We start from the raw sequence: 12,768 nt of genomic DNA, 5'->3' as shown, positions 1-12,768 counted from the left end.
TTTTCAAATATTAACTTTAATCGTAAAAAGCCTTGATGGTTTCCCATCAAGGCTTTTATTTACCAGTTATCTAAGTATTAGACGTTGGCGGGTTTTGCCATTTCTGATGTTGCAACATTGGCTGCTACATGACCACCTGCACCTTTAGATTCAAAAGTGGATGGCTCACGTTGATACTCTTTAATTTCAAAGTCTGAAGCAACTACAGCTGGAGCTGGTGCTTTAGTCATTGGGGAGTATGCATGACATTTATGTAAGCTTGCGGCTTTACCTGTTGCTTCTTCCACCGCATTCATAATTGGAGCATCAACTACGGTGTCAGAAATTACAGTTTCTGTTACAACATTGTCTTCCGCTACAGTTTCTGTAACGGTAGTTTCTACGACGACAGGCTCAATATCAGTACTAATACTTTCGATTGTCGTTGGTGCTTCGATTACAACCTCAACAGGCGCTTCAACCATAGTTTCTACAGTTACATTGATTTCTTCAACGGTAGTTTCAACCACAGGTTGAGGTGCTTCAATATCGGTTATTACAGCATCAACATTAGTTTGTTGAACTTGCTCAACATGAGATTCAATAATTTGTATTGGCTCTTGTTTAACAACCTCAGTAACTGACTGAACAATAGCTAATTGATTTTGGCTATTATTTTGCTGCTCAAGCATTTCTTCATTTGTCATGATCTGCATATTTTCTTGCTGAGGAAGAATCACAGGATAACGAATGAAGACTTTACCTGATGCTAATTCAGGTGAAGCAACCGCTGCAAATAATGGCATTGGTGACTTGGTCAGATGACGCTCATCACGGTAGCGACGACGGCGTTGACCGCTTACACGTAAGTGGCGCGGTGAACGACGTGAGCGACGAGGGATAATCGTATCCTGCTTCTCATCATCAGTTAATTGATCATGAGGAGTTGTCAGATTTTCATTGTCATTCAACTCAACGAAATCTTGATTTTTCGCTACATTAACTGTTGCTACAGGTAATGCGGCGACTGGAGCTGCAGATTTATCTTCAACAACTGGAGTACTTGCTTGTTGATCATTATCAGTAACACGGATTTTCTGTGTTAATTGACGACGTTGGCGACGAGGAGCTACTGGACGTTGCTCTTCTTCATCCTTATCTTTCGCTACAGCTGCATCAAGATTATTTTGCTGAGTATCTTCTTGAGTCTTAGCTACTTGTTGCTGACGTTTCTCATCTTGGCGACGACGGCGGTCTGCGCGTTGGTCACGACGCTGTGGAGCCTCACGTGTTGAGCTATCAGTTGCTTGCTCTTCAACAGGATTTGCATTTTTATTATTGCGATCCTTATTGCGGTTTGCAGCATCATCGGATTGCGCATTGCGGTTATTACGATTATTACGATTATCGCGGTTATCACGATTTTCATAATTATCATCACGGTCACGGCGGTTATTATTGCGACGATTATTATTACGGCGATCATTGCCATTACGATCATTATTGCGGCGACGGTCGTTATTTTGACGGCTTTTTTGAGCTGGTTGCTCAACAACTTTTTCTTCTTCAGCAAATAAACCTTTAAAGAAAGCTGCAATTTTACTAAATAACCCGACTTTTGGCAGGGCATCAACTTTAGCACTCGTTGGTGCTTTAGCTGGAGCTTCCTTCGGTTTCAGTGCTGGCATCTCAACAGGTTCTTGTAATGCAAATGCAGAAATAGCCGGTTGCTCAGGTGCTTTGCGTTCTGAAGATGATGGTTCATCGGCATGTGCTAAGGTTTCAGTTTCATGATACTGGGCTAAGTTATAGCTCAGAGTACTGATCTCTTCACCTTTACGAATACGGATCACATGGAAATGCGGTGTTTGCATCTGATCATTAGGAACAATAACGACGCGGACATTACGCTGACGCTGTTCAATATCAGTCACTGCTTGACGTTTTTCGTTCAGAAGGTATGACGCAATTTGTACAGGTACAATCGCATGGACTTCATGGGTATTCTCTTTCAGTGCTTCTTCTTCGATTAAACGTAGAACAGAAAGAGACAGTGACTCATTATCACGAATAGTTCCAGTACCGGTACAACGCGGGCAAACGTGATGGCTTGACTCACCCAGAGAAGGGCTCAAACGCTGACGGGACATTTCCAACAGACCAAATCGTGAGATGCGAGCGATTTGGATACGCGCACGGTCTTGACGCACAGCTTCACGTAAGCGGTTTTCGACTTCTCGTTGGTGACGAACAGGGGTCATATCGATAAAGTCGATAACAATTAGACCACCTAGGTCACGCAGACGTAATTGACGAGCAATCTCATCAGCTGCTTCTAGGTTAGTATTAAATGCCGTTTCTTCAATATCTCCGCCACGTGTTGAACGAGAGGAGTTAATATCGATAGCAGTTAATGCTTCAGTTGTATCGATAACTAACGCACCACCTGAAGGTAAACGGACTTCACGTTGGAACGCTGATTCAATTTGAGATTCAATCTGGTAATGGCTGAATAAAGGCACATCACCACTGTAGTGTTTAATTTTGCTAGCAAAATCGCCACGACCAATGGATTCAATATGATTACGAGCCATTTCCACTACTTTTGGGTTATCGATGAGGATTTCACCAATATCTGGACGCAGATAGTCGCGGAATGCACGAACGATAACGTTACTTTCTTGGTGGATTAAGAAAGGCGCAGGGCGGTTTTCAGCCGCTTTTTGAATCGCTTCCCAGTGACGTAAGCGATACAATAAATCTTGTTGCAGAGATTCAGCCGATTTACCAACCCCAGCAGTACGAACAATTAAGCCCATACCGTCTGGAATTTCTAAACAGGATAAAGCTTCTTTTAATTCAGTACGATCTTCACCTTCAATACGACGAGAAATACCGCCGGCACGAGGGTTGTTTGGCATTAGTACTAAGTAGCTACCAGCCAAACTAATAAAGGTCGTTAATGCAGCACCTTTATTACCACGTTCTTCTTTATCAACCTGAACGATAACTTCTTGGCCTTCTTTCAACACATCTTTGATGTTGGGACGGCCTTGAGAGTGATAGTTACTAGGGAAGTATTCGCGAGCGATTTCTTTGATAGGAAGGAAACCATGTCTTTCAGCGCCATAATCAACAAATGCAGCTTCTAGACTTGGCTCAATACGGGTAATTTTACCTTTATAAATATTCGCCTTTTTTTGCTCATGACCTGGGCTTTCGATATCCAAATCATAGAGTCGTTGCCCATCGACTAGGGCAACACGCAACTCTTCCTGTTGAGTTGCGTTTATTAGCATTCTTTTCATGTTATTACTTACTCATTATTTTTAAATATAAAGAGCAGCGAAAGAAAGAGCTACTGTAAACCGATGGCCTCATGATTTTTACAAAACCGTCTGCCTCTCGGCAGTCGTTCGTATAGAGACGCGCAATATTCGGTGAACCTGATTTTTAGATTAAAAATTCAGCGTTCTTAATCAGGATGCCGTAATTATCGTATAAAACGGAAGGTCCTAACCCAATAAGCCAAAATTCGTTGCTCGCTAAATTATCTGATTTTGTTAGATGTCTTACGCCATTGCTGCATCAGTCCGCCATCAAATAACAAATTTCTACTGCATTATGACTAACTTTGTATTCTGCTAGCTAGAAATAACTATAGCTGAAAGTGAATAAATCACTACGACTATGATAACAGTGCCAATTTTCGTTTTTTAAACATCTTGGCATTGCTTATTATTCCATTGCCAAGTGCATTATAGCAAGTGTAACGTAAGTTATATGGAAATTTTATCAAGAAATTGGGTTGATTATGCAGAAATTGACCAATTTAAAAAAAATGATAAAAAAAATCGCGAAATCGGTATGATAGATAACATAAGAGAGACCGTATATTAATCAATCAGAGTTAGCGCATTCCCGAATGAAAACAGAAAACCAAGTTCAATTTATTGATATTAGTGATGATGAAGCAGGGCAACGTATTGACAACTTCCTATTGGGCAAGCTGAAAGGCGTTCCTAAAAGTATGATTTATCGAATCATCCGCAAGGGAGAAGTCCGCGTTAATAAAGGTCGCATTAAACCTGAGTACAAATTACAAGCCAATGATCAAGTCAGGGTTCCTCCGGTACGTGTCGCTGAGCGTGAAAATGCCCCTATTTCAGCTAAATTGGATAAAGTCGCGGCACTTGCGGACTGTATTCTATATGAAGATGAATCCATTTTAGTGATAAATAAACCATCGGGTACTGCGGTACACGGGGGGAGCGGCTTGAGTTTTGGTGTCATTGAAGGGTTACGTGCATTGCGTCCAGAAGCGCGTTTCTTGGAATTAGTACATCGATTAGACCGAGATACGTCAGGAATATTACTCGTTGCTAAAAAACGTTCAGCTTTGCGCGCATTGCATGAACAATTACGTTTAAAACAGATGCAAAAAGATTATTTGGCATTGGTGCGTGGTAATTGGCAATCACATATGAAAGTGGTTCAAGCACCGTTGCTGAAAAATATTTTACAAAGTGGCGAGCGAATTGTCAGAGTGAATAGCGAAGGCAAACCATCAGAGACGCGGTTTAAGGTGGAGGAACGCTTTGATAACGCAACGCTGGTAAAAGCTAGCCCAGTTACAGGGAGAACTCATCAAATTCGTGTCCATACACTGCATGCGGGTCATCCAATCGCTTTTGATGACCGCTATGGTGATAAGCAATTTGATAGCCAACTTGCGGGGACAGGTTTAAAGCGCCTATTCCTTCACGCTAACGCATTAACATTTACTCACCCTAAAACTGGGGAAGAGATGCGAGTTGTTGCCCCATTGCATGAAGATTTAAATAAGTGCTTAAAAATTCTTAGGGCTAAAAAATCACAGTAATTGGTTTGGAGCGTTAGCTGGTAAGAATTACCAGCTAACGTGAAAAACTAATCCAATAATGGGTTTACACCGTGTTGGCGGAGCATTTCTAGCAGCAAAATCGTTGGTAAGCCAATGAGCGTATTAGGGTCACGCCCTGATAACTTATCAAATAGGCTGACTCCTAGCCCTTCCGATTTAAAACTACCTGCACATTGGTAAGGTTCATCTTTATTCAGATAATTGGCGATCTCTTCATCTGTTAATGGTCTAAAATAAACATCAAAAGGTTCACACTGAACATTAAACTGATTTGTTGCACTATCAAGTAAGCAAAGCCCAGTATAAAAAGTCACCTTTTGACCTGATGCGGCCTTGAGTTGTTTAAAGGCATTTTCAAAAGTATGTGGTTTTCCCACGATGTTATTATCAATAACACAGACTTGATCTGAGCCGATAATCAGATGTTGAGGGTACTGTTTGGTGAGTGCGTTCGCTTTTTCATGGGATAATCGCATCACGAGAGCTTGAGCTGATTCCTGTAAAATAGGGGTTTCATCAATATTAGGTACTACGGCTAAAAAAGGAAGTCCAAGCTTCTTTAGAAGCGCTTGTCGATATTCAGAAGTTGACGCCAAAATAATAGATTTCATGATTTTTCTCGAAACTCATAGCCAAAAGGGATAACTCATTTTAAACTATATACCGCTTAACCGGCGATTTTTTGGTGAAAAGGCGAGTTTACCCCGCCTTTTTCTTTGACTATAGTTCATTACAAAGTTAATATGCGCGCCTTATGCAAAAGGTAAAATTACCCCTGACTATCGATGCGCAGCGTGCCGCTCAGAAAAACCTCGACTATGTCGGGAGTTATACACCTGAGCAAGTAACACGAATTGCCGAATCAGTAGTCAGTGTAGATAGTGATGTTGAATCCGAATTATCATTTAAAATTGATAAGCGACGTTTGACGGTAATAGAAGGGCATTCTGAATTGGATGTCACTCTACAATGCCAACGTTGCAGAAAAGATTTTAAACATCATGTCTACGTATCGTATTGTTTTAGTCCTGTCGTCAGTGACGAAAAGGCCGAAGCATTACCGGAAGAATATGAACCAGTTTATGTGAATGAATTTGGTGAAATAAATTTGCTGGGAATGTTAGAAGATGAAATAATTCTATCCTTACCAGTGGTTCCGGTTCATGATTCTGAACACTGTGAAGTGTCCGAGGCGGACATGGTGTATGGCCAACTACCTCCTGAGGTAGAAAAGCCAAATCCATTTGCCGCATTAGCCAGTTTAAAGAAAAGTACTTAAGGAGTAAGGTCAATGGCCGTACAACAGAATAAACCAACTCGTTCAAAACGCGGTATGCGTCGTTCACATGATGCACTGACTGCTACCCTAGTTTCTGTAGATAAAACCTCCGGTGAAACTCACCTGCGTCACCATGTGACTGCAGATGGTTACTACCGTGGCCGTAAGGTTATCAACAAGTAATTGTTGATACTTTGGCTAGTCTAACCATCGCGTTAGATGCCATGGGCGGGGATATCGGTCCCCGCGTCACGGTGCCTGCTGCTTTGCAGGCACTGGCATCTAATCCAGCATTAAATTTACTGCTTGTCGGTCAACCCGAAGCCATTCATCCTTTGCTTGCACAACAAAGTGCGGAGCAACTTTCGCGTATCGAAATTATACCTGCCGAAGGCGTGATCGCTAATGATGCAAAACCATCTCATGCGATTAGGCAAAGTAAAGGGACGTCGATGCGGGTGGCATTGGAGTTAGTCAAGACAGGGCAGGCACAGGCTTGTGTGAGTGCTGGTAATACAGGCGCATTGATGGGTCTGGCAAAGTTGATGCTAAAATCAATTGAAGGTATTGAGCGTCCTGCGTTAATGACTATTCTTCCAAATCAGAAGAAAGGTCAGACTGTCGTTCTGGATTTAGGCGCTAACGTCAATTGCAGTAGTGAAATGCTTGTGCAGTTTGCTGTGATGGGGTCTGTGATGGCAGAGGAAGTTGCCAATATCAATCAGCCCAAAGTTGCTTTACTTAATATTGGTGAAGAAGAAAGTAAAGGACTGGACAATATCCGCGAAGCCGCCGCAATCTTGAAAGAAACGGCGTCCATTAATTACATTGGTTATGTTGAAGGCAATGAATTGCTAACAGGAAAAACGGATGTATTAGTGTGTGACGGCTTCGCAGGTAATGTTTCACTAAAAACAATGGAGGGGGTTATTCGTGTCATCCTTTCATTGTTGAAATCTGCCGGAGAAGAAAACAAAAAAAGCAGCTGGTTTATGCAGCTTGCGAAAAAATGGTTGAAAAAACGTCTAATGAAGCGTTTTGGGGATATGAACCCTGACCAGTATAACGGTGCGACTCTGTTAGGATTAAAAGGTATTGTCATCAAAAGTCATGGTGCAGCAAATGAACGTGCATTTAAAGCTGCAATTGACCGTGCTGTACAAGCTGTTGAGCGGCAAGTACCTGAAAGAATAACAGCTCGACTTAATATTGTTTTACCCAGGAGTGATCAATAACCTATGTACAGTAAAATATTAGGAACAGGCAGCTATTTGCCATCGCAAGTTCGTACCAATGCTGATCTGGAAAAAATGGTTGATACTTCTGATGAGTGGATTGTGACGCGTACAGGTATTCATGAGAGACGAATTTCAGCTGACGATGAAAACGTGTCTACGATGGGCTTTCAAGCAGCAAAAAATGCGCTAGAAATGGCACAAGTCGACAGCAGTGAAATTGGTCTCATTATTGTTGCTACAACGTCTGCAACCCATGCATTTCCAAGTGCTGCATGTCAAATCCAACAAATGTTGGGAATAAATGACTGCGCTGCATTTGATGTTGCTGCAGCTTGTGCCGGTTTCACCTACGCCATTAGTATTGCTGATCAGTTTGTTAAAACTGGGATGACAAAAAAAGCTTTGGTTATTGGTGCAGATGCATTATCTAAAACTATTGATCCGAATGACCGTGGCACGATTATTTTATTCGGAGATGCTGCGGGTGCCGCAGTTATTGGTGTATCAGAAGAGCCGGGTATTATTTCAACACACTTGCATGCGGATGGACGTTATGGCGAATTATTGTCATTACCAAATCGCAGCCGTTGTTCAGATGACCAAGCTTATCTGTCAATGACCGGAAATGAAGTCTTTAAAGTGGCAGTGCGTGAATTAGCGCATATTGTTGATGAAACTCTCGCACAAAGCGGCATTGCCAAAGAGGAACTCGATTGGCTAGTTCCTCATCAAGCTAATTTAAGAATTATTTCTGCGACAGCGAAAAAATTGGATATGACCATGGATAAAGTGGTTGTGACCTTAGATCGTCACGGAAATACTTCTGCAGCATCAGTCCCAACAGCATTGGATGAAGCGGTACGCGATGGGCGTATCCAACGCGGTCAATTGGTTCTATTAGAAGCATTTGGTGGCGGATTCACTTGGGGCTCTGCATTGGTTCGTTTTTAATTTACTGAGAAAACAAACATGACACAATTTGCGATGGTATTTCCCGGACAGGGTTCTCAGACTTTAGGAATGTTAGCCGCTTTAGCTGAACAAAATCAGCTGATTGAGCAAACATTTGCTGAAGCATCAGATGCATTGGGTTACGATCTTTGGGCATTAGTACAAAATGGACCAGAAGAAGAGCTAAACAAAACATGGCAGACTCAGCCTGCATTACTCGCAGCGTCTGTGGCTATCTTCCGTGTTTGGCAAGAAAAAAATGGCAAAATGCCGGCTATCATGGCGGGGCATAGCCTCGGAGAGTACTCAGCATTAGTTTGCGCGGGTGTTATCGATTTCAAGCAAGCCATTAAATTGGTAGAATTGCGTGGTAAGTTAATGCAAGAAGCCGTTCCTGCGGGCACAGGTGCAATGTATGCGATTATCGGTCTAGATAATGAATCTATCGAAAAAGCATGCCAAGAAGCCGCTCAAGGGCAAGTGGTATCTCCAGTGAATTTCAACTCGCCAGGTCAAGTGGTTATTGCTGGAGAAAAAGCCGCTGTTGAACGTGCGGGTGCAGCTTGTAAAGAAGCGGGTGCAAAACGTGCTTTGCCTTTATCTGTTAGCGTGCCTTCTCACTGTGCATTAATGAAGCCAGCTGCGGATAAATTAGCCGAAGCATTAGAAAAAATTGAATTTTGTGAGCCAGCATACCCAGTTATTAACAATGTTGATGTTAAAATTGAAAAATCGGCGCAAAATATTCGTGATGCTTTAGTGCGTCAACTGTATAATCCGGTACGCTGGACAGAAACAGTAGAATTGATGGCAAATCAAGGCATTGAGCAATTGGTTGAAATGGGTCCAGGTAAAGTCCTGACTGGTCTAACCAAGCGAATTGTCTCTAATTTAACTGCCGTTGCAGTCAATGATCCTGTATCATTAGACTCGGCTTTAGAAACTATCTGAGGACGACAATGAGCTTTGAAGGAAAAATTGCACTAGTAACTGGTGCTAGCCGCGGTATTGGTAAAGCGATCGCTTTAACTCTGACTGCGCGTGGTGCCACGGTTATTGGTACTGCAACAAGCGAAAAAGGCGCTGAAGCGATTACTGCCTATTTAGATGGCAAAGGTAAAGGCTTAGCGTTAAATGTGACAGATCCAGCATCAATTGAAGAAACATTGACCCAGATCCGTGCGGAATTTGGCGAAATTGATATTTTAGTCAATAATGCAGGTATCACACGCGATAACTTATTGATGCGCATGAAGGATAATGAGTGGCAAGATATTATTGACACGAATCTTTCATCCGTTTACCGTTTGTCTAAATCCGTTTTGCGTGCCATGATGAAAAAACGTTGTGGGCGTATTATTTCAATTGCATCTGTTGTGGGTGTGATGGGAAATGCGGGACAAACAAACTACGCGGCAGCGAAAGCAGGGTTAATTGGTTTTAGTAAATCATTAGCTCGTGAAGTCGCTTCTCGTGGTATCACTGTCAACGTTGTTGCTCCCGGTTTTATCGAAACCGATATGACCAAAGCATTGACAGAAGAACAACGTGCAGGCATTTTATCTCAGGTTCCTGCGGATAGACTGGGTGATGCACAAGAAATTGCCAGTGCTGTAGCATTTTTAGCTTCTGACGAAGCTGCTTACATCACAGGTGAAACATTACATGTCAATGGCGGCATGTACATGATCTAAAGAAATGAGGGAACCATTTACATTTTTTTGTGTTATATAACGCGAAAGAATGTGAAGTTATGGTTTCTACAGCCGGGATTGGGTTGTATCTTTTCCTGTATTTCATAAACTACGAAAACCATCGCGAAAGCGAGTTTTGATAGGAATTTTAATAGTATGAGCACTATCGAAGAACGCGTTAAGAAAATCATCGTTGAACAACTGGGTGTTAAAGAGGAAGAAGTTGTAAATACAGCTTCATTTGTTGATGACTTGGGCGCTGATTCTCTTGACACAGTAGAACTGGTTATGGCTCTGGAAGAAGAGTTCGATTGCGAAATCCCTGACGAAGAAGCTGAAAAGATCACAACTGTACAGGCTGCAATTGACTACGTCAAAGCATCCGAGTAATAGCTGTAAAACTTATCTAGGCGATCACTCGATCGCCTATGTTTCTTTTGTAACTAATTCCCTCCTTGGAGGACATACGTGTCTAAGCGTCGTGTAGTCGTAACCGGACTGGGCATGTTATCTCCTGTCGGCAATACAGTTGATTCATCATGGAAAGCTGTTTGTGGCGGACAGAGTGGTATCAGCCTAATCGATCATTTTGATACTACTAACCACGCAACTAAATTTGCTGGCTTAGTAAAAGATTTCAATTACGAAGATTTTGACATCTCTCGCAAAGATGCGAAGAAGATGGACCCATTTATTCAATATGGTATCGCAGCGGGCTATCAAGCTTTCAAAGATGCTGGATTGGAAGTAACAGAAGCCAATGCTACTCGTATCGGTTTAGCGATTGGTTCTGGTATTGGCGGGTTAGGGTTAATTCAGGATAACTGTGAGTCTATGATGGCCGGTGGCCCTCGTAAAGTTAGCCCATTCTTCGTACCTTCGACAATCATCAACATGGCTGCTGGTCACTTAAGCATCATGTATGGCTTCCGTGGTCCGAGTATTTCCATCGCGACAGCGTGTACGTCAGGTGTTCATAACATTGGACATGCTGCCCGTATGATTGCCTATGGTGATGCGGATGTGATGTTAGCCGGTGGTACAGAAAAAGCAACGACACCATTAGGTGTTGCAGGCTTTGGTGCTGCCCGAGCATTATCTACCCGCAATGATGACCCACAAGCAGCAAGTCGCCCTTGGGATAAAGACCGTGACGGTTTTGTTCTTGGTGATGGTGCAGGTATCCTTGTTCTTGAAGAATATGAGCATGCAAAAGCACGTGGCGCGAAAATTTACGCAGAAATTGCTGGCTTTGGTATGAGCAGCGATGCTTACCATATGACATCACCACCAGAAAATGGTGCTGGTGCAGCGTTAGCGATGGAAAATGCGTTAAAAGATGCAGGCATTAAAGCCAGTGATATTGGTTATATAAATGCACACGGAACATCAACGCCAGCAGGCGACTTAGCTGAAACACAAGCCGTTAAGTCTGTATTTGGTGAAGATACAAAAGTCTTAGTTAGTTCAACAAAATCCATGACAGGTCACTTATTAGGTGCTGCGGGTGCCGTTGAATCTATCTTTACGATCTTATCTCTGTGTGACCAAATCATTCCACCGACAATCAATTTGGACAATCCTGATGAAGGTTGTACTCTTGATTTTGTACCAGGTAAAGCACGTACAGTTGAAAACATGGAGTACGCTCTGTGCAACTCGTTTGGCTTTGGTGGTACTAACGGTTCATTGATTTTCCGCCGCTATCACGCTGAATAATCAATCATTCGTTCTAATGCTAAGCCTCAGTGTCTTTGATACTGGGGCTTTATTTTTGCCTTCCTTTTGCAGAGCTCCTCGCTTTAGTTTATGATTAGAGCACCTTGTTACTGTCTGATTTATCAGCATTTATCATAAGAAGCATCCATGTCTTATTGGGTTAATGGTGTTCTTCACCAACAAATCGATATTACAGATCGTGCCGTTTCCTTTGGGGATGGTTGTTTTACGACGATCCATGGAATCAATCAGCAAGCTAAGATGCTTGATAAACATATTCTTCGCTTACAGAGGGATAGCGCACGTCTCAAGCTCCCTGAAATTGATTGGCATCGACTGAGTGAGCATATTATTCAAGTTTGTCGCCAACAAACAGACGATGAGTTTGTAATCAAAGTCATCGTCAGCCGAGGTGTGGGGGGGCGGGGATATAGTTCTCAAGGTTTTCATCAGGCGACAATTATGGTGACAGTTTCTCCATTTCCAAAACACTACGCTACGTTGCAATGTCAAGGTGCTAGTTTACTATTAAGCCAGACTCCCTTAAGTCGTAATCCATTATTAGCAGGCATGAAGCATCTCAATCGTTTAGAACAAGTTCTTATTCGACAAGAAGTGGATGAGGCTCAAATGGATGAAGCCGTTGTGTTAGATACTAATGGGGTGATAGTTGAATGTTGTAGCGCCAATATATTTTGGCGTATAGGAAATGAGGTACATACCCCGTTACTTAGTCAAGCTGGGGTAAATGGAATTATGAGACAAAAGATAATAGCCCAGCTAGCGAGTAGTCAGTACCATTTACGGGAAGTTGAGCGTTTTCCTGCAATATTGTACCAGTGTGATGAAGTGTTAATTTGCAATGCACTGATGCCGATATTACCCGTAAAAAGTATTCAGTTTGATCCTAAAAAAACAGTAAATTACCAGTCTAGAGAGCTGTTTGAATATCTACTACTACGTTGTCCACATTAGCCTCATTAAGGGGCTTGAAAGGTGGTTTTT

General features: G+C 42.4%; 12 protein-coding genes. 10 read left to right on the top strand and 2 right to left on the bottom strand.

Annotated features, from left to right (window positions below):
• Positions 1–77: 77 nt before the first annotated feature.
• Positions 78–3,287 (bottom strand): ribonuclease E, encoded by a 3,210-nt coding sequence (rne, locus tag EL244_RS10460; RefSeq protein WP_126460785.1) that lies wholly within the window; start codon positions 3,285–3,287, stop codon positions 78–80.
• A 617-nt stretch (positions 3,288–3,904) separates the two neighbouring features.
• Here rne and rluC point away from each other — a divergent pair.
• On the top strand, positions 3,905–4,861 hold the full coding sequence (gene rluC, locus EL244_RS10455; protein ID WP_126460782.1) for a 23S rRNA pseudouridine(955/2504/2580) synthase RluC: 957 nt from the start codon (positions 3,905–3,907) through the stop codon (positions 4,859–4,861).
• A gap of 47 nt (positions 4,862–4,908) precedes the next feature.
• Here rluC and EL244_RS10450 read toward each other — a convergent pair whose 3' ends face one another.
• Entirely contained in the window at positions 4,909–5,493 is a 585-nt protein-coding gene (locus EL244_RS10450) for a Maf family protein (RefSeq protein WP_126460779.1), read from the bottom strand.
• Between the two features lie 143 nt (positions 5,494–5,636).
• On the opposite strand from EL244_RS10450, the gene yceD reads away from it, so the two are divergent.
• The 9 genes from yceD to pabC all read left to right on the top strand — a co-directional run bounded on the left by yceD (position 5,637) and on the right by pabC (position 12,738).
• Entirely contained in the window at positions 5,637–6,161 is a 525-nt protein-coding gene (yceD, locus tag EL244_RS10445) for a 23S rRNA accumulation protein YceD (RefSeq protein WP_006815428.1), read from the top strand.
• Positions 6,162–6,173: 12 nt separating this feature from the next.
• Positions 6,174–6,344 (top strand): 50S ribosomal protein L32, encoded by a 171-nt coding sequence (gene rpmF, locus EL244_RS10440; RefSeq protein ID WP_004253223.1) that lies wholly within the window; start codon positions 6,174–6,176, stop codon positions 6,342–6,344.
• An 11-nt stretch (positions 6,345–6,355) separates the two neighbouring features.
• Complete coding sequence (gene plsX, locus EL244_RS10435) at positions 6,356–7,396, top strand: phosphate acyltransferase PlsX (RefSeq protein WP_071599556.1); 1,041 nt, start codon at positions 6,356–6,358, stop codon at positions 7,394–7,396.
• A 3-nt stretch (positions 7,397–7,399) separates the two neighbouring features.
• Positions 7,400–8,350, top strand: a complete 951-nt coding sequence (locus tag EL244_RS10430; protein WP_006815426.1) for a beta-ketoacyl-ACP synthase III — start codon at positions 7,400–7,402, stop codon at positions 8,348–8,350.
• An 18-nt stretch (positions 8,351–8,368) separates the two neighbouring features.
• Complete coding sequence (gene fabD, locus EL244_RS10425; RefSeq protein ID WP_006815425.1) at positions 8,369–9,301, top strand: ACP S-malonyltransferase; 933 nt, start codon at positions 8,369–8,371, stop codon at positions 9,299–9,301.
• A gap of 8 nt (positions 9,302–9,309) precedes the next feature.
• Positions 9,310–10,044 (top strand): 3-oxoacyl-ACP reductase FabG, encoded by a 735-nt coding sequence (fabG, locus tag EL244_RS10420; RefSeq protein WP_006815424.1) that lies wholly within the window; start codon positions 9,310–9,312, stop codon positions 10,042–10,044.
• Positions 10,045–10,200: 156 nt separating this feature from the next.
• Positions 10,201–10,434 carry an acyl carrier protein gene (acpP, locus tag EL244_RS10415; protein WP_006660807.1) on the top strand — a complete coding sequence of 78 codons (234 nt, stop codon included), beginning with the start codon at positions 10,201–10,203 and terminating at the stop codon, positions 10,432–10,434.
• Between the two features lie 78 nt (positions 10,435–10,512).
• Positions 10,513–11,763: a beta-ketoacyl-ACP synthase II gene (gene fabF, locus EL244_RS10410; protein ID WP_126460776.1), complete on the top strand. Its 1,251-nt coding sequence runs from the start codon at positions 10,513–10,515 to the stop codon at positions 11,761–11,763.
• A 147-nt stretch (positions 11,764–11,910) separates the two neighbouring features.
• A complete protein-coding gene (gene pabC / locus EL244_RS10405) occupies positions 11,911–12,738 on the top strand; it encodes an aminodeoxychorismate lyase (protein ID WP_126460773.1) in 828 nt (275 codons plus the stop codon).
• Positions 12,739–12,768: the final 30 nt, after the last annotated feature.

It is taken from the genome of Providencia rustigianii (assembly GCF_900637755.1).
Lineage (GTDB): Bacteria > Pseudomonadota > Gammaproteobacteria > Enterobacterales > Enterobacteriaceae > Providencia > Providencia rustigianii.
Note: the sequence above shows the minus strand (reverse complement) of the source record. Positions and strands in the feature narration are given on the sequence as shown.

Bases quoted from the DNA above. Each gene is read 5' to 3' on its own strand.
- rne (WP_126460785.1), bottom strand. From the start codon at position 3,287: ATGAAAAGAATGCTAATAAACGCAACTCAACAGGAAGAGTTGCGTGTT.
- rluC (WP_126460782.1), top strand. From the start codon at position 3,905: ATGAAAACAGAAAACCAAGTTCAATTTATTGATATTAGTGATGATGAA.
- EL244_RS10450 (WP_126460779.1), bottom strand. From the start codon at position 5,493: ATGAAATCTATTATTTTGGCGTCAACTTCTGAATATCGACAAGCGCTT.
- yceD (WP_006815428.1), top strand. From the start codon at position 5,637: ATGCAAAAGGTAAAATTACCCCTGACTATCGATGCGCAGCGTGCCGCT.
- rpmF (WP_004253223.1), top strand. From the start codon at position 6,174: ATGGCCGTACAACAGAATAAACCAACTCGTTCAAAACGCGGTATGCGT.
- EL244_RS10430 (WP_006815426.1), top strand. From the start codon at position 7,400: ATGTACAGTAAAATATTAGGAACAGGCAGCTATTTGCCATCGCAAGTT.
- fabD (WP_006815425.1), top strand. From the start codon at position 8,369: ATGACACAATTTGCGATGGTATTTCCCGGACAGGGTTCTCAGACTTTA.
- fabG (WP_006815424.1), top strand. From the start codon at position 9,310: ATGAGCTTTGAAGGAAAAATTGCACTAGTAACTGGTGCTAGCCGCGGT.
- acpP (WP_006660807.1), top strand. From the start codon at position 10,201: ATGAGCACTATCGAAGAACGCGTTAAGAAAATCATCGTTGAACAACTG.
- pabC (WP_126460773.1), top strand. From the start codon at position 11,911: ATGTCTTATTGGGTTAATGGTGTTCTTCACCAACAAATCGATATTACA.